Genomic DNA, 17306 nt, shown 5'->3' on the forward strand with positions numbered 1-17306 from the left:
GGAAAACGGTTTGACGGACTGTCGGAGGGCCCGCCTACGCTTGCTGTATTCGCCTGGTCAGGTGCCCCTTTACCCCTCTATGCCTTCGTCTGTGGGACGTCATGTCTTTGCGCCTCATCCCGTTTGCCGACCCAGGTGTGCCAGACACCCGGTCCGGTCTCCGACTCATTCTCTGGCTCGAGCACCAGCAGCTCCGCGGTCAAGCGATCGCCGTCTTCTGGGGTTTGATCTTCTTCGGCGGTATCGCGGCCGCCCCGATCGCGGTCGGCCTGGCCGTGCAGGCCGTGATCGACCGTTCCTGGCCGAAGCTGATCCTCTCCGGCGTGCTGTTGCTCGCCTTCGGCGCGGCCAAAGCCGGAGCGGACTCGTTCTTCCACCGCGCCGTGGTCTCCAACTGGATCTGTACGGCGTCGCGCCTGCAGCAACTGCTGATGCGCAAGGCGTCGGAGCTGGGCTCGTTGCTCACCCGACGGATCGCTGCGGGCGAGGTGGTGGCGGTGAGCAGCGGCGACGTCGAGAAGATCGGCTGGTTCGTCGAGGTGCTCGGCCGGTTCACGGCTGCGCTGCTGACATCGTTCGCGGTGGTCATCGGTCTGTTGCTCTACGAGCCGCAGCTCGGTCTCGTCGTGGCCGTCGCCGTTCCGGTGCTGGCGTTCTCGATCGTGCCGCTGATGGGCCCGGCAGAGCGGCGTGCCGATGCGCAGCGTGCCAAGGGTGGCCGTGCCACCGAGCTGGCTGCGGACACCGTGGCCGGTCTGCGTGTGCTGCGCGGTATCGGCGGTGAGCAGCTGTTCCTGGACCGCTACCGCGCGGCCTCGCAGGAGTATCGCGCCAGCGCAGTCCGCAGCGCACGGATGTGGTCACTGATCGCTGCACTGCAGGTGCTGCTGTTCGGCCTGTTCCTGGTGCTGATCGTCTGGATGGGCGTGCGCATGGTGGCGTCCGGCCGGATCACGGTCGGTGAGCTCGTCACGACGTACGGGTTCATCACGTTCCTGCTGGTGCCGCTGCACACGTTCGAGGAGACCGCGAGCGCGTTCATCTTCTCGAAGGTGTCGGCCAAGCGCGCTGCCCGGGTGCTGTCGCTGCAGCGCACCGACGACACCATGGGTACGGCGGCCGCGCAGCTGCCCGACGGCGACCTGTACGACCCGGTCTCCGGGCTGCTGGTGCCAGCCGGCTCGTTCACCGCAGTGGTGTCGGGTGACCCTGATGCGGGCGGTCTGCTGGCCGACCGGCTCGGTGGGCACAGCCCGACAGCCGAGCCGGACGATGCTTCGGTGCAGCTGGGTGGTGTCGGCCTGGACGACCTGCCGCTGGATTCGGCGCGCACGGTCGCACTGGTGCAGGACAAGGACCCGGTGCTGTTGTCAGGCACGGTGCGCGAGCTGTTCGACGTACCGGCCAGCGGTGCGGTCTCCCCGGAGACAGCGCTGGAGGCTGCACAGTGTGCGGACATCCTCGACGTACTGCGCCAGTCTCTGCCTGCTGGTGAGACGGACGCGATGCAGGCGGTGCTGACCGAGCGCGGTCGTTCGCTGTCCGGTGGGCAGCGACAGCGCGTCGCACTCGCCCGCTCGCTGTACGTCGATCCGCAGGTGCTGGTGCTCGACGAGCCGACCAGTGCGGTCGACGCGCACACCGAGGCCCGGATCGCCGACGGCCTGCGACTGCTGCGCGCAGGGCGGACCACTGTGGTGTTCACGTCCAGCCCGCTGATGCTGGACCGCGCGGAGCGGGTGGTGTTCGTGCCGGACGGGCGCGTCGACGCCGTCGGCACGCACCACGAGCTGGTGCACACCAATCCGCGGTACCGCGCGGTCGTCACCCGTGAAGAAGAACCAACTCTCGAGGAGTCGGTGTGAGACCCCCTCTGTACGACCCGGCAGCCCCACAGGAAGTGGTCCGGCTGCCGGTGGCAAGTAGCGCAACTGTGCGCGCCTATGTGAAGACACTGTTCCGCAGGCACCGCCGAGCGTTCGGGTGGTTGACCCTGGTGAACGCAGTGGCGGCGCTGAGCGGCATGGTCGGGCCCTGGCTGCTCGGCACCGTGGTGGAGAAGCTGTCCCAGGGACAGAAGGACGTTGACCTTCCCTATGTGGTGCTGGGCTTCACTATCGCTCTGCTGGTGCAGACGGTGTTCGTCCGGATGACCAGACTGCGTGGTGCGGTGCTCGGTGAGGAGATGCTCGCGGATCTGCGCGAGGACTTCCTGGTCCGCGCGGTCGGCCTGCCGCCTGGAGTGCTGGAGCGCGCCGGGACCGGTGACCTGCTGTCCCGGATCACCACCGACATCGATCGGCTCTCGCATGCCATGCGCGACGCCGTACCGCAGCTGACCATCGCCGTGCTGTGGGCAAGCCTGCTGATCGGCGCACTGATCGTCACTGCACCGCCGCTGGCGGTGGCCGTGGTGATCGCGGCACCGATCCTGATCATCGGCGGCCGGTGGTACTTCCGCCGGGCGCCGCAGGCCTACCGCTCGGAGGCGGCCGGGTACGCCGCGGTCGCGTCGGCGCTGGCCGAGACCGTGGACGCCGGCCGGACGGTCGAGTCGCACCGGCTCGGCACCCGCCGGATCGAGCTGGGTGACAGCCGGATCGGTCAGTGGGTCGCCTGGGAGAAGTACACGCTCTATCTGCGGATGATCCTGTTCCCGGTGATCAACATGACGCACACGGTCGCACTGGCCGCGGTGCTGGTGATCGGTGGCGGATTCGCGCTGCAGGGCTGGATGACCGTCGGTGCGCTCACCACGAGCGCGCTGTACATCCAGATGCTGGTGGAGCCGGTCAACATGATGATCCGCTGGTACGACGAGCTCCAGGTGGCGCAGGTGTCGCTCGCCCGGCTGGTCGGCGTGCGCGAGGTCGAGACCGAGCAGTTCGGTGAGGAGCGCGAGCCGGAGGGCCGGACTGTGTTGGCCGACGAGGTCCGGTTCGGCTACCTGGAAGGCCGCGACGTGCTGCACGGCGTCACCCTGACGGTGCAGCCCGGAGCACGGGTTGCGCTGGTGGGCCCGTCCGGTGCCGGCAAGTCGACACTGGGCAGGCTGCTGGCCGGCATCTACTCGCCGCGGGTCGGCGACATCACCCTGGGTGGTGCTGCCCTCGACAGGATGTCGGCCGAGCAGGTCCGTAGTCATGTCGCCCTGGTGAACCAGGAGCACCATGTGTTCGTCGGCAGTGTCCGCGACAACCTGCGGCTGGCTCGGACGGATGCGACCGACGCCGACCTGTGGGCAGCGCTGCGGTCGGTGGATGCCGACGGCTGGGTGGCTGGGTTCGACGACGGTCTGGACACCGAGGTGGGCTCCGGCGGCGTCACACTGACGCCGGCACAGGCTCAGCAGGTCGCACTGGCCCGGCTGGTGCTGGCCGACCCGCACACGCTGGTCCTCGACGAGGCGACCTCGTTGATGGACCCGCGGGCCGCTCGGCACCTGGAGCGGTCACTGGCTGGTGTCCTCGAGGGCAGGACCGTGGTGGCGATCGCGCACCGCTTGCACACCGCACACGACGCGGATGTGATTGCGGTGGTGGAGGACGGCAAGATTGTGGAGCTGGGCGGACACGACGAACTGGTCGATGCCCAGGGCCCCTATGCCGCGCTCTGGCACTCCTGGCACGGCGACCGCTGACCATTGCAGCAAGTGGCAGGCCCAACGTCTGCCACTTGCTGCACCTCACATGTGAGGATGAAAATGTGCTGACTACGCTGTTCTCGCTCCCGTCTTCGATGGCTCTCGATGTGAACGACGAGGGCGGGATGCTCGTCCTGTACGACGGGACCGGTGTCCGCCAGGTCAGCGAGATCGCCCCGGACGGCAGCTGGCGCGCGCTCACCGACCTCGGTGACACCTGCCGGAACGCACAGTTCGTGCCGGGCAGCCGGTCGGTGATCGTCGAGCACGACAGCGGCGGCAACGAGCGCGGTCAGCTCTCGATCCTCGACCTCGACGAGCCTGGGCTGCCGACGATGACCCCGCTCGTGCACGACCTCGACTACCTGCACCACCTGATCGCCGCGAAGCCCGGCCGCGTGCTCTACACCACCAACCGGCGGAACGGGGTCGACTTCGACCTGATCGCCCGGGACCTGGCCACCGGCGCGGACACCGTGCTGTACGACGGCGGCGGCTGGGTCATGGCTGTCAGCGCCTCGCCCGACGACCACTGGGTTGTGCTGTGCATTGCCAGCGCCCCAGCGAACTCCATGCAGCTCCTGCTCGTCGAGACCACCACTCAGACGGTCACCGAGCTCACTCCGGCCGACGCACTGAACGACCAGGGCCAGGTGTCGTGGTTGCCGGATTCATCGGCCATCGTGGTCTCCAGTGATGCCGACCGCGACCGGAAGGCCCTGCGCCGCTACGACTTGAGCACTGCGGTCTGGAGCGACGTACTGGTCGACGACGCGCGCGACCTGGCCTCGTGGCTGTCACCGGACGGTGAGCAGTTGCTGGTCGCCGTGGTCGACGACGGTGAGGTGACGCTCGCGACGCACCGGCTGTCCGACGGCTCTGAGCTCGCCCGCCTGGACCTGCCGGCCGGTGGCTGCGCAGCACTGGCCTTCGGGACGCCGGACCCGGTCTGGTCGCCGGATGGGTCGTTTGCCGCGTTCACTTACAGCTCTCCGATCACACCGCCGACGGTCTACCGGTACGTCCCGGCCAGTGGCGAAGTGATCGCCGTACCGGCGCCGGACATGCCCGAGGTGCCGAAGCTAACCATGCCGGAGAGCATGCGGGTTCCGTCGTTCGACGGTGAGCAGGTGCCGGTCTTCGTCTTCCGGCCGACCGGACCGGATCTGCGGTCGACCGTGCTGCACATCCACGGTGGTCCCGAGGGCGCATCGATGCGCGTCTGGCACCCGGTGATCGCCTCGCTGGCCGCCGAGGGCCACACCGTGATCGTGCCGAACGTGCGCGGCTCAGCGTCGTACGGCAAGCGCTGGTACTCGCTGGACGACCGCCAGCTGCGGCTGGACTCGGTGAAGGACCTGGCCGCGATCCACGCCTGGCTGCCCACGATCGGCGCCGACCAGAGCCGCGCGGTCCTGTGGGGCGGTTCGTACGGCGGCTACATGGTCCTGGCCGGTCTGGCGTTCCAGCCGGAGTTGTGGGCGGCCGGCGTGGATATCGTCGGGATCGCCTCGCTGGTGACCTTCCTGGAGAACACCTCCGACTACCGCCGTGCGACGCGCGAGCGGGAGTACGGCTATCTCGCGACCGACCGGGAGTTCCTGGAGAGCGCCAGCCCGCTCAGCCGGGTCGACGACATCCGGGCGCCGCTGTTCGTCATCCACGGGGCCAACGACCCGCGGGTGCCGCTGTCCGAGGCCGAGCAGATCACTGCGGCGCTGGAGCAGCGTGGGGTGGCGTGCGAGCTGGCCGTGTACCCGGACGAGGGGCATGGGCTGGCCAAGCTGAAGAACCGGCTGGACGCGTACCCGCGGGCCTTCAGCTTCCTCCGGCAGCACCTGGCCACAGTGGAGTGAGTGTCGCGGCTGTCGCGTCCAGCCGGACCGGCAGCCCGAGCGGTACGGCGAGGTTCAGGTCCTCGTGGCCGACCGCGGCCCCTTCCACCATGGGGAGGCCGAGTGGCTCAAGGCGCTCCCGTACGACGTCCGCCGCGAGCCCCTGGTCGTCGGACTCACTGAAATCGCCGACCACGATCCCGGTCACCTGATCGAACCAGCCGGACCGCAGGAGCTGGGTGAGCATCCGGTCGATGCGATAACCCTGCTCACTCACGTCTTCCAGCACGACGACACCGGACGGTGCCGCGTAGGTCGGCGTACCGATGCTGGTCGCGAGCAGTGCAAGGTTGCCCCCGCGCAGCACGCCTTCCGCGACACCACCGACGAGCGTGCGCGCGCCACGTGGTGCGAGCAGGTCGGTGACGCTGTCGGGATCGAAGAGCAGGTCGTGCAGCCGGGACCGGCCTTCTGCCACGCCCAGCTGCTCGACAGCGGCAGCCATCGGGCCGTGGATGGTGACGAGGCCGCGGGCGTTCAGCGGTTCGTGCAGTGCGGTGATGTCGCTGAAGCCGACGAACCACTTCGGTACGGCGGCCAGTTCGTCGAAGTCGACCGCCTCGAGCATCCGCTGCACGCCGTACCCGCCGCGTCCGCAGAAGACCGCGGCGAACCGGTCGTCGAGCCAGGCCTCCCGGAAGTCCGCAGCCCGGGCCTTGTCCTCCGCCGCCAGATACGCGAACCGCTCATGCCCCGCCAGCACCGACGGCATCACCTCGACCTCGAGCCCCCATTCCTTGAGGTACGCGGTACCGATCTCGAGCCGCTCCGCCCGCATCGCCCCGGATGGCGCCACCACCGCGATCCGGTCACCAACCTGCAGGGGCCGCGGAACAGTCACATGAGTCACCCGGCAGACGCTACTCGACGCTGGGCCCAGGGCCTCCTGGTGCGGATCAGGAAGCCCACCAGGACCAGCACGAGGATCGCCGCACCGCCGTCGGTCACCAGCGACGGCATCGCGCCGACCGGACCGAGCCGATCGACCGAGGCCTCGAACATCTCCGGCGGTACCGCGCGGACACCGACCGCCTGGGTGAGGTTGACCGCGACCACCAGCCAGAACAACCAGCTCTGCTTCTGCTTGCGCAGGGCAAGGATCCCGGCCGCGTTACCAAGGATGTAGAGGCAGCCAACGATCCGGAACCCGATGAGGAAGCCGGGTGCCGCCGCCTCCGCATCGGCCTCACTACGACCGGCCAGCACCATCATCCGGACCAGCGTCTCCTGGTTCACGATCCAGAAGTTCTGCAGCGCGGTACCGATCGTGAACACGATCGAGCACACTCCCACGAGCACCTGCAACCGCGGCGTCCATCGAGTCTCCGTCATACCAACAAGCCTCGGGAGCAGAGGCACGCGCGGCTACCAGGTGACCTTCACTGTTGCTGAGGTGCTGACGCCATTGACAGTGACCGTCAGTTGGGCCTGGCCAGGGCGGAGAGCGGTCAGCTGACCGGTGGAGGGGTCGTACGACGCGACTGCCCAGAAGGGGGCGGTTGCGGCGGAGCCGATGTGGAGGTGGGTCGAGCCCTGCCAGTCGGCCGAGACCGGGAAGCTGACTGGGACCCGCCTGCCGTCCTGTACGACGGTCGCGGCAGCGGGGGCTGTGGCTCCGCGGCGGAGGGTGGCGGGGGCCGACAGCTCGAGGGTGTCCACGTGGGGGCGGAATTCGAGTTTGAGCCAGTCCCGCTTGTCGCTGACGCCGACCATGGCCCAGCCGGTGAAACCGCCGTCGTCGGGTGCGGAGGCGGGGCCCTTACCGGAGTTGCCGGTGAGGGGGAGCAGGACGCCGTCGGTGCGGGTGGCTGCGAAGGTGCCGGCGTGGGCGGCCATGTAGGCGGCGCCCTTGCCGGTGGCAGCCCGGAAGTCGGCCAGCCACTTGACGATCAGCGCGGCCTCTTTGCGGTCGCCGAGCTGGGAGTTCTGCGTCGGCGAGGGGTCGTTGATCGGGTGGTGTGCCATCACGACGACGTTCCGGATCGCCTTGTTCCGCGCCGCATCGTCCAGTTGCGCCCGTAGATCCAGGATCTGCGCGAACCCACCGGCCCGCAATGATCCGAGCGACGAATCGCGCAGTACGAAGCGGGTGCCCTTGTGGTCGAACGTGCTGGTCGGCGCCCCGAAGACCTTCGTCCACTCGGACAGGTCGCCGGGCCCGTAGCTCTCGTGGTTACCCGGTACGTAGTGCACCGGTACCTTCCCGCCGACCTCCTCGTCGAGGATCCTCTTGGCCAGCGCGATGTCCGGGCCGAACGCCCGGTCGACGAAGTCGCCGTTGATCACCAGGAAGTCCGGGTGCTGCGCGAGTGCCTCGCGGATCGTCCGGCGAGCCTGCTGCACGATGTCGGAGTTCGGGTTGTCGGCCGTGAACTGCGCGTCCGACATCACCGCGAACCGCCACCGTCCGCTGGTGACAGTTCCGTCGGTGACGACCATCGGGTCGATCACCTTGGCCGTCGGCGCCAGATTCACCGGCGGTGCGCTGCGCACGGTCAGGTCGTCGATCACGATCCGCCCGGCGTACTGCCGTGTCGGCACCGTCTCCACCACGTAGATCCGCCAGAACCGCAGCGGCATCGTCAACCCGGCCGGGATCGTCGCCTCGACGTACTTCCAGCCGACCCAGTCCACCGACGCCGCGAGGTTCAGCGTCTGCGCGGAACCACCGGCCCCGGTGTACGCGTTGGCGCGCAACCACGCGCCCTTGCCGTCGCCGTACACCCAAGCCCCGAGCTTCTGCGGCTGTCCGGGCAACGTCTGCTGCGGGGTCTGCGCCAGGTACGCCGCGCGGGTCGCCGTACTGCCCGTGAGCGAGTAGTCGAGCGCGATCGCCTGCCCGCCGTCGTGACCTTCCGCCGCAGACCGCGATGCCGTTGCAGCACCAGCCGGTACGGCGTTGGCCGCCCACTTGCTCACGTCGTCGAGCTCGTCCACGACCGTGCTGGCCAGCCCAGCCGTGACACTCAGCTGCGTGCTCAGCTTCCCAACCGTCGCGGTCACCACGGCCGAGACCGCTTCGTTGCTCAGGGCATTCACTTCGAACCCATTGCCCTTAGCAACTACATGAAGGACCGCCGGATCGTAGCTCAGCTTCACGTCCCGCGGCTCGATCCACGTGGAGAACCCGTCCGCGTCGTACCCGTCGATCTCGAAGAAGCCCTTCGCCGCGGAGTCCGCCAGCGACACCTGCCGACTCGACGGCGCCAACCGGACCGGCGCACCCAGCACTGTCATCGGGAACCTCCCGTTCGCCGTCCCCCGCACCGCACTGACCACAGCGTCTCCGGCCCGCCGTCCAGTCACCACACCACGCTGATCGACGCGCACCGCGCTCCCACCGAACCAGTACGGCGTACCTGGCGCAGGCGCGTAGGTTTCGTCATGGCCGGTCGCGGTGAGCACGCGGCTCAGTCCGCTGAGCACGCGGGAGCTGCGGGACAGATCGGCATCCACGTCCGCGGCCGCCGTACCGGCCGCCTCGATCCGGAAGCCCTTGAGCCGGCCCGAACCCTTCACCGGGACCAGCCCGAGACCGTTCGGAACCACCCGCTCACCACCGTCGGACGGATCGTTCACCACCGACGGCGCGGCCTTGCCGGGTGTCCGGGCGAGCATCGTCGACGACCCGCCACCGTCGAGGTTCAGCGCATCGTCGGCCCCGAGGCCGATCATCAGCTGCCCCATCTCCTTCAGCGACAGCCCCCGCGAGCCGGTCGCCCGGCCGTCGACGGTGAGCAGGATCATCCGGCTCCCGTCAGCGTCGAAGCCGATCGCCGTCCGCGGCGCGAGGTCCGCGTCCGGTACGTCGGCCGGCACCGAACCGTCCTTCGCCAGCTGCACGTTCCCGCTGACCGCGACCGCGACCTTCGACGCATCCGGTCGCAGCCCGTACTCCACGTCGACCTTGTCGCCGACCTCGAAGGCGGTGAGCGCGTTCGCTCCGGCTTCACGTCCGATCAGTGCCTGCTCGTTGGCTGCCAGCGCGGTAGTCCCCGGAGCCGCTGTCGATGAGACGACCACACCGTCGCGCAGGATCACCTCGCGCACGGTCGGCAGCCCGTCGACCGTTCGGGTCCGCGCCACGTCACCCCACTCCGGGGTGTAGAGGCCGATGCCGGCGGAGTCGACGGACGGCGAGTTCAGGTTCGTCACCGCCAGCTTCACCGCGTCGTCGTCGGTCGCCGTCCCCTGCAGGAACAGCTGAGCGATCCGGCCGAGCCCGTCCTTGCCGATCACCGCACTGTCGTTGTGCCCGGCCGCGGGCGCGTTGATCAGCCGGCCGCCCTGCTCGACGCCGACGCCGAGCGGCGCGGTCGTGTCGTTGATATCGAAGAAGTCGCCGTTGACCCCGGCGATCGCACCCTTGCGCGCGAGCTGCTGACTCAGCGGCGAACCGCCGGAGACCTTGCCGGTGTTGACGTAGTCGACCGTCACCCCGTGCTTGTCCAGGTCGGTGGTGAGCAGGTCACCGCGCAACCAGCCGCGCGGATCAAGCCGCTCGAACGAGGTGTAGGTGACACCGGGCGCAACCGGGCTGTCGTGGCGACTCGCCACGACGCCGTCTCCGGCCAGCCCTGGATCAGCGGCGTAGGCAGGGGTTAGTGCGAAACCGGCGAGCAGGCCGGCGGCAGCGAGCGCAGTACAGGCAGGACGGACGAGCGGCACGGGAGCCTCCACTGATTAAGAGCCGGTGACAAAGTAACGTCACCGGCAATCAAGTGGAAGCTTTTCTTCCCGAACAGTAGGTGATCAGTCGGTGCTGACCGGCTTGCCCAGCGTCTGCCAGGCGTGCATCCCGCCGTCCAGGTTGATCGCCTCGCGGCCGACCGAGTTCAGGAACTGGGTGGCCATCCCGGACCGGCCGCCGACCGCGCAGACGCAGAGGACCTTCTGATCGTTCGGTACCTCACCGACCCGCTCCTGCAGGTCACCGAGCGGGATGTGCTTGGCGCCCTCGATATGACCACGCGCCCATTCGTCCGGCTCGCGCACGTCCAGGACGAACGCCTCCGCGAGCAGCGCGTCATCGAGCTCGGCCACCACGACCGACGGGATCTGCTGATTCTGGAACATGCCCCGATGATGTCAGATCTCACAATGGTTGACGTTCGAGCCGTTGAATAATGAGAGCGCTTCCCCTCTACTTGGCGTGATCGGTCCGGTGAGAACGGTGACCGATCGGACTCTTTCCGCCCCGAATAGAGGAGTCACTTCATGCGTAACCCCATGCCCAGATTCGTGCGGTTGTTCGTTGCGGGTGTTCTGATCAGCGGTGGAGCGGTGGCCACCGCGGTCGCCGCGCCACCGGCTGTCCCGGCCGCCGCCCCCGCGGCCGGGACCACTTCGATCCAGGCTCCGCCCCTCAGCAAGGCGACCAGCTACTGGACCGCCGAGAAGATGGCCAACGCCATTCCGTACGACCTTCCGGCGAACGCCAAGGGCATCCAGGGGAAGGCCGTGAACAACACCAGCGGTGTTGCTTCGCACCCGGTCGCCCCGAAGGGCAACAGCACCATGGCCGACCCGGTCCCGAGCACTGCGGGCAAGCTGTTCTTCACCATCGGCAGCGCCAACTACGTCTGCTCGGCGGCGACGATCAACAACAACTACAAGAACCTGATCATCACCGCCGGACACTGCGTGCACAGCGGACGTGGTGGCGGCTGGCACGGCAACTTCGTGTTCGCCCCGGCCTACTACAACGGCAACTCCGGTTACGGCGCCTACAACTGGAGCAACGTCCGGACCTTCAACTCGTGGATCAACAACAGCGACTTCAGCCACGACCAGGCGTTCATCACGCTCCAGAAGCGCAACAACGTCAACGTCGTCGACGCGGTCGGCGGCAACGGCCTCGTCTGGGGCAACGGTCGCGCCCAGGCCAACACCCGGATCTGGGGCTGGCCGGCCGAGCCGCCGTACAACGGTCAGGTCCCGTACTACTGCGACGGCAACACCTACGCCTGGGGCTCGACCGACGCCGCCCTCCCCTGCTCGATGAACGGCGGCGCCAGCGGCGGCCCCTGGCTCAAGGACCGCATCAACGCCAACCTGGGCTACGTCTTCGCCGAAACCTCCCGCAGAACCACCAGCGGAACCCCCCTCCTGCTGGCCACCCCGAACTCCGGTGACGTCAAGACCATGTTCGACCTGATGACCACCTGACCCCCCGAAGGCCCCGCCCGAACCAACGCCCGGGCGGGGCCTTCGTGTCCCCTGATGAACGGGTTACTTGAGGAGTTTGGACAGCCGGCGATCGGCCAGCGGCTTGCCGCCGGTCTGGCAGGTTGCGCAGTACTGCAAGGACGAATCGGCGAAGCTCACCTCGCGGACGACATCACCGCAGACCGGGCACTTCTGGCCGGTCCGCCCATGCACCCTCAGGCCGGACTTCTTCTCCGACTTCAGGTCCTGTACGGCGAGGCCGGCGGAACGGTCGACCGCGTCCTGGAGGGTTGAGCGCATGGCGTCGTACAAGGTCTGGAGCTCGTCGTCGGTCAGATTCGAAGCCGGTTTGAACGGGCTCATCTTCGCGACGTGCAGGATCTCGTCGGAGTAGGCGTTGCCGATGCCGGCGATCACCGACTGGTTGCGGAGGACGCCCTTGAGCTGCACGCGGCCGGCCTTCTTCAGGATCGCGCCGAACTCCTCGATGGACAGCGAGAACGGCTCCGGCCCGAGCCGCGCGATCCCGGGCACCTCGGCCGGATCACGCACGACGTACACCGCGAGCTTCTTCTGCGTCCCGGCCTCGGTCAGGTCGAACCCTGACCCGTCGTCGAACGCCGTCCGCAGCGCGATCGGCCCCTTGCCGGGGCGGACCAGCGTGGTGGACTGCTCGTCACGCCAGCGCAGCCAGCCCGCGCGGGCCAGGTGGATGATCAGGTGCACACCCTGCGCCGAGAAGTCGAGGAACTTCCCGTGCCGCTGGACGTCGTCGATCAGCAGCCCGACCAGCGCCGAGACCGGCGGATCGTACGTCTTCAGGGCGCTGATCGCGGTGATGTCCGCGCGCACGAACGCCCGCCCGACGGCGCGCTCCCGCAGGAACACCGCCAGCGACTCGACCTCCGGCAACTCAGGCACCCTCCCAGTGTGCCCGATACCAGGGACAGTTTCGGGTTATCACCGATGGGAACGGGTTGTGCAGGCGACTACTGTCGGAAGCAATTCAACGAAGGAGGCCCCCATGGGAGGCTTGGTGAAGAACTTGCTGAAGGGCGCTGTGGTCGCCAAGGTGGTTCAGGTTGCGCAGCGTGAGCTGAGCAAGCCGCAGAACCAGCAGAAGATCAAGCAGGCGTTCCAGAAGATCCAGCAGCGCCGTTCGCACTGATCACGGCTTGTTGGCCTGCAGGGTGTAGGTCGCAGCCAGACGCTCGGGGTTGTCGGTGAGTCGCCACTCACCGGCACCATCTTGAGTCATCAGCCCGGGCATCGGGTCCCAGGGCGCACTGTCGTGCTCTGTCAATGAGCCGAACACCAGCCCCGCGCTCTGTACGGCGGTGATGATCTCGCCGAGCCCGTGGTTCCATTCGTGGGTGAGGTTCGCGCTGAACACGGCGTCGGTGTCGGCGTACGTGCCGCCCTCGTCGAAGACCAGGGGTTCTTCGCGTTCGAAGTAGGTGTACTTCAGCGCCGCCTTGTCGTCGAGCGCCCACAACATCGGGTGCCCCTCACGAACGAACAGCCGCCCGCCCGGCTTGAGCAGGCCGGCCACGGTCTGCGCCCACCGATTGATGTCCGGCAGCCAGCAGAGCGCGCCGATCCCGGTGTAGACCAAGTCGTACGCCGCCGCGCCGAGAATCTCCACCGCGTCGTACACGTCCCCGACGTGGAAGTCGGTCTCGAGCCCCAGGCTCTCCGCGAAGGACTGCGCCTGCGCGACAGCCGGCGGCGAGAAGTCCAGGCCGCTCATCCGAGCCCCGAGCCGCGCGAGCGACACGGTGTCCGTACCGATGTGGCACTGCAGATGGACACCACGCAGGCCGGAGATGTCCCCCAGCCGCGGCAGGTCGAAGCGGACGACTTCGCTCAGGTACGACGGGTCCGCCGCGAAGTCGGCCACGTGATAGCTAGTGGCTGCTGCGTGGGCCGGGACTCGCTCGTCCCAGCTGGCTCGGTTGATCTCGCGGTAATCGGTCACCGCCCGACTGTGACACAGCCGGGCGGTGGGTTCGATCGGTTTATTCGAACGCAGTGGTCCAGATGCGGGCCTTGTAGAACTGTGCACCCGACCGCGAGCGATCCGCCGACTGGGAGAAGCGGACCGTCTTGTTGGCCCAGTCGCGTGGCTGGGTGCCGTCGCCGCGGATCGACACGACTTCGCCCGAGGAGTGCTTCACGTACGACTTCACCTTGGTCTCCGAGGAGATCTTGCTGCTGCGGAAGGTCCCGCCGTCGGTGAGGAGCTCGTAGACGCCCTTGGTCGCCGTCATCAGCATCTTGTGCTTGTTGGTGAAGTCAGGCTGGAGGTCGTGCCCGAGGTTCCCGCTGCCGAGGCTGAAGTGGGCGCCGTACTTGAGCCGCGTGTTCCGGCCGCTGCCCATCACCGCATAGTGGCTGAACCGGTTCTTACCGACCACCCAGAGCAGCTTGAACGTCGGGTCCCAGAGCACTCCGTGCGCACCGGCGTAGTTGACTGTCTGTACCTGCTTCAGACTGCCCAGGTTGCCGACGCTGGTCGGTGCGTACAGCGTGAGTTTGCCATCGGAGCTCGCCACGATGACCGAGCCGTTCCCCGGTACCCGCTCGATCGCATGTGGGTTGCCACCCGGCGTCGCGCTCCACTTCAGGTCGTTGCCTTCGGTGTGCTTCTCGCTGCCGATGTCGACGATGCCCGCCTTGCCGCCGGACGCGGCCACCAAGGCGATCCAGCCCTGCGCCTCGGTGGCGCGGATCTTCACGTCGCTCAGGTTCGCCCAGGCGCCGCCGCCCGGGCTGAAACTCCAGTGCACGTTCGCATCGGTGAACGCTTTGTTCTTGGGAAAGACGAGCACCTTGTTCTTGGTCTGCTCGGTGGTGGCGACGTAGTAGTTCGGCGCCGCCACCGCCTCCTGCTGCCCGAGCAGTGTCGCCGCCGGCGCGGCTACTGCTGCCGCCGCCAGCCCTTGCAGGAACGTCCTGCGCTGCATCAACGTGTCTCCTAATCGTCGAGAGCGTGATCTTGAGGTGCTTAGATCAGCCAACCCGACGATTGGTTCACGGGTAGACCAATTTCACGCTGCGTGACGTCCGGGGTGGGTGAGACGAGCCACATGAATCCGGCGTACGGCGGCCGGGGTGGCGGCGGGCTTGTGGGTGAAGGGCTTGGCCGACCCGCCGAGGGCGAGCAGGTCGAGCTTGGTCCGGGCCAGGTCACGGTCGTCGGCCGAGCCGGCCAGGTCGGCGGAGTGCCGCCGGTGGCTCACCTCGAGTGCCGCGATCAGGGCCAGTACGAGTACTGCGATCACCACGATTCCGTTCATGGCAGTAATCATGCTACCAGCGAGATCCCGCCACAATTGGCACTATTGACAGTGTTCATCAAATTCCTGCCATACTGGCTGGATGCTGCGAAAGATCGCCGTCGTCCTGATGGAAGACGTGGCCCTGTTCGAGTTCGGCGTGGTCTCCGAGGTGTTCGGGATCGACCGCACCGACGACGGAGTGCCGCCGTTCGACTTCAAGGTCTGCTCGGCGCGGCCGGGGGTGCCGATGTCCACCAGCAGCCACTCGGCGGTCGTCGCGCCGTACGGGCTGGAGGGGCTGGAGGACGCCGACCTGATCGCACTGCCGGCGACGACCTGGCGGCACGCGTACGACGAGCGCATCCTCGACGCGCTGCGGCGGGCCGAGGCCCGCGGAGCGATCCTGCTGACGGTCTGCTCGGGCGCCTTTGTGCTCGGCGCGGCCGGGCTGCTCGACGACCGGCGGTGCACCACGCACTGGCGCTATGTGAAGAAGTTCGAAGACCAGTTCCCGCTGGCCAAGCTGGATGCAGACGTGCTCTTCGTCGACGACGGCAACATCATCACCAGCGCCGGTACCGCGGCCGGGATCGACGCCTGCCTACATCTGGTACGGCGCGAGCTCGGCAGCGCAGTGGCGACTCGGATCGCCCGCCGGATGGTCGTCCCGCCGCAGCGCGATGGCGGCCAGCGCCAGTACGTCGAGGTCCCCGTCCCCGAGTCGTCCGGCGAGAGCCTGCAGCCGGTGCTGGACTGGATGGTCGACAACCTGACCGAGGATCACACCGTCCCGGCCTTGGCCCGCCAGGCTCAGATGTCGGAGCGCACCTTCGCCCGCCGCTTCGTCGCCGAGACCGGGACCACTCCGCTGAAATGGGTCACCACCCAGCGGGTCCTGCGCGCCCGGACTCTGCTCGAGCAGACCCGGATGGGTATCGAGCAGATCGCCGCCGAGTCCGGATTCGGCACGGCCGCGCTGCTCCGGCACCACTTCCGCCGCGTCGTCGGCGTCCCGCCCCAGGACTATCGGCGCACGTTCCGCACCACTGCGTAACCGAAAGTGATCCAGAGCACACGATTTGCAACCACCCCCGCGGGTCCCACTAGGATCATGGAAGTATCACGGGGGGATAACGGGTACTCGGGGGGACACGGCCGAAACTGATTCGGCGAGTCGAGCCAAGCTGGAGCTTCTGTGTCCACGCCCCACCCGCCCCGGGTCCCGTCGGCGCGCCGTCTGAGCTGGGATGTTGTCCGCGTCCTCGCCGTCCTGGCCGTCATCTTCACCCACACCACCTACATGGGTCCCTTTCTCCATCCGGAGCTCGGCACACCCCTCACCCCGCATCCCTTCCAGGTCGGCGCCAGCATCCTGCTGGTGATCAGCGCGTACTTCGTCTGCGTCACGGTCCGGAAGGACGGATCCACCCTCCGCTGGCTGTGGCGGCGCTACGCGCGGGTGGTACCGCCGTACCTGGCCGCCGTCGTCATCACCTACACCGCACTGGTGCTGTTCGGCCCGAGCAAGTGGACGCTGCCGACTCCCCATGACCTGTGGGGCAATCTCACGCTGACCAGTTCGTTCGATCCGACCGTGCGGATGATCGACGGTTCGTACTGGACGCTGCCCCTGCAGCTGATGGCGTTCACCGCCGCTGCGATCCTCTGGCCGCGGGGCGCCGCGACCGGTCACCGGATCACCGTGCTGCTCTGGGTGATGATCCTGGCGCCGGTGATCCTGCAGTGGAACGACCGGATCGCGAACAGCCCGCTCTGGGTGATCCAGATCTGGAACGGCCTGGGCATCCACCGACTGCAGTTGTTCGCCATCGGTATCGCCATCTGGCTCTGGTCGAAACATCGGATCGGCTTCGTGCACCTGGGCGCACTGCTCGTCGCGACCGTGTTCGCGCACCACGCGCAGACCGACGACCTGCCGTCCTCGCTCGGCATGGGCGTCCTGCTGGTGGTCGTCGCAGGAGCCGCCCGCGGCCCGGACTGGACTGTCTTCGAGCCGGTCCGGCGACCGATCGAGTTTCTGGCGAGGATCTCGTTCGGCATCTACCTGCTCAACCAGGAGCTCGGCTACCTGGTCTCCTGGCACCTGATGACCCTGGGCGTCGGTCGGGTCGGCCAGATCGCCGGCGCGGTCGCTGCGGCGATCCTGCTCGCCTGGCTGCTCACCCGGTACGTCGAACAACCGGCGTACCGGCTGTTGACCACCTTCAAGCCGGTACGGCGCCTCGGGGTCCGCGCGGTGGCCTGGCTGACTACTTGACATCGGATACCCGTGAGCTAATACTCGATCTCGGATAGTCG

General features: G+C 67.9%; 15 protein-coding genes. 7 read left to right on the top strand and 8 right to left on the bottom strand.

What is annotated here, in order from left to right:
* Nucleotides 1-101 precede the first annotated feature (101 nt).
* The 3 genes from ACFCV3_RS33515 to ACFCV3_RS33525 all read left to right on the top strand — a co-directional run bounded on the left by ACFCV3_RS33515 (nt 102) and on the right by ACFCV3_RS33525 (nt 5499).
* Nucleotides 102-1865: an ABC transporter transmembrane domain-containing protein gene (locus ACFCV3_RS33515; RefSeq protein ID WP_376036956.1), complete on the top strand. Its 1764-nt coding sequence runs from the start codon at nt 102-104 to the stop codon at nt 1863-1865.
* Nucleotides 1862-3640: an ABC transporter ATP-binding protein gene (locus ACFCV3_RS33520; protein WP_376036958.1), complete on the top strand. Its 1779-nt coding sequence runs from the start codon at nt 1862-1864 to the stop codon at nt 3638-3640. The genes ACFCV3_RS33515 and ACFCV3_RS33520 overlap by 4 nt, the downstream gene beginning before the upstream one ends.
* 65 nt (nt 3641-3705) lie before the next feature.
* The gene (locus ACFCV3_RS33525; RefSeq protein ID WP_376036961.1) at nt 3706-5499 is read left to right on the top strand and encodes a S9 family peptidase; all 1794 of its coding nucleotides are present in this window, start codon (nt 3706-3708) and stop codon (nt 5497-5499) included.
* Here the strand turns inward: ACFCV3_RS33525 and ACFCV3_RS33530 are convergent.
* From ACFCV3_RS33530 to ACFCV3_RS33545, 4 genes are all read right to left on the bottom strand, one after another.
* Nucleotides 5462-6388, bottom strand: a complete 927-nt coding sequence (locus ACFCV3_RS33530; RefSeq protein WP_376036964.1) for an LD-carboxypeptidase — start codon at nt 6386-6388, stop codon at nt 5462-5464. The two genes, ACFCV3_RS33525 and ACFCV3_RS33530, sit on opposite strands and share 38 nt — an antisense overlap.
* Nucleotides 6385-6870 (bottom strand): hypothetical protein, encoded by a 486-nt coding sequence (locus ACFCV3_RS33535; protein ID WP_376036966.1) that lies wholly within the window; start codon nt 6868-6870, stop codon nt 6385-6387. The genes ACFCV3_RS33530 and ACFCV3_RS33535 overlap by 4 nt, the downstream gene beginning before the upstream one ends.
* Nucleotides 6871-6903: 33 nt before the next feature.
* Nucleotides 6904-10206: a phosphodiester glycosidase family protein gene (locus ACFCV3_RS33540; protein WP_376036968.1), complete on the bottom strand. Its 3303-nt coding sequence runs from the start codon at nt 10204-10206 to the stop codon at nt 6904-6906.
* 84 nt (nt 10207-10290) lie between these two features.
* Entirely contained in the window at nt 10291-10614 is a 324-nt protein-coding gene (locus ACFCV3_RS33545) for a rhodanese-like domain-containing protein (RefSeq protein ID WP_376036971.1), read from the bottom strand.
* 141 nt (nt 10615-10755) lie between these two features.
* On the opposite strand from ACFCV3_RS33545, the gene ACFCV3_RS33550 reads away from it, so the two are divergent.
* The gene (locus ACFCV3_RS33550; protein WP_376036974.1) at nt 10756-11706 is read left to right on the top strand and encodes a trypsin-like serine peptidase; all 951 of its coding nucleotides are present in this window, start codon (nt 10756-10758) and stop codon (nt 11704-11706) included.
* 63 nt (nt 11707-11769) lie between these two features.
* Here the strand turns inward: ACFCV3_RS33550 and ACFCV3_RS33555 are convergent, their stop codons facing one another.
* A complete protein-coding gene (locus tag ACFCV3_RS33555; protein ID WP_376036976.1) occupies nt 11770-12627 on the bottom strand; it encodes an Fpg/Nei family DNA glycosylase in 858 nt (285 codons plus the stop codon).
* A 103-nt stretch (nt 12628-12730) separates the two neighbouring features.
* Between ACFCV3_RS33555 and ACFCV3_RS33560 the strand changes: the two genes are divergently transcribed.
* The gene (locus tag ACFCV3_RS33560) at nt 12731-12874 is read left to right on the top strand and encodes a hypothetical protein (RefSeq protein ID WP_165952523.1); all 144 of its coding nucleotides are present in this window, start codon (nt 12731-12733) and stop codon (nt 12872-12874) included.
* Here the strand turns inward: ACFCV3_RS33560 and ACFCV3_RS33565 are convergent, their stop codons facing one another.
* From ACFCV3_RS33565 to ACFCV3_RS33575, 3 genes are all read right to left on the bottom strand, one after another.
* The gene (locus tag ACFCV3_RS33565; RefSeq protein WP_376036979.1) at nt 12875-13684 is read right to left on the bottom strand and encodes a class I SAM-dependent methyltransferase; all 810 of its coding nucleotides are present in this window, start codon (nt 13682-13684) and stop codon (nt 12875-12877) included.
* Between the two features lie 40 nt (nt 13685-13724).
* The gene (locus ACFCV3_RS33570; protein ID WP_376036982.1) at nt 13725-14672 is read right to left on the bottom strand and encodes a DUF6528 family protein; all 948 of its coding nucleotides are present in this window, start codon (nt 14670-14672) and stop codon (nt 13725-13727) included.
* A gap of 84 nt (nt 14673-14756) precedes the next feature.
* Entirely contained in the window at nt 14757-15005 is a 249-nt protein-coding gene (locus ACFCV3_RS33575) for a hypothetical protein (RefSeq protein ID WP_376036985.1), read from the bottom strand.
* An 82-nt stretch (nt 15006-15087) separates the two neighbouring features.
* On the opposite strand from ACFCV3_RS33575, the gene ACFCV3_RS33580 reads away from it, so the two are divergent.
* Nucleotides 15088-16041, top strand: a complete 954-nt coding sequence (locus ACFCV3_RS33580; RefSeq protein ID WP_376036987.1) for a GlxA family transcriptional regulator — start codon at nt 15088-15090, stop codon at nt 16039-16041.
* A 141-nt stretch (nt 16042-16182) separates the two neighbouring features.
* Entirely contained in the window at nt 16183-17265 is a 1083-nt protein-coding gene (locus ACFCV3_RS33585; RefSeq protein WP_376036990.1) for an acyltransferase family protein, read from the top strand.
* The last annotated feature ends 41 nt before the right edge of the window (nt 17266-17306 follow it).

The organism is Kribbella sp. NPDC056345 (genome assembly GCF_042262745.1).
In the GTDB taxonomy this organism is placed as follows: Bacteria; Actinomycetota; Actinomycetes; order Propionibacteriales; family Kribbellaceae; genus Kribbella.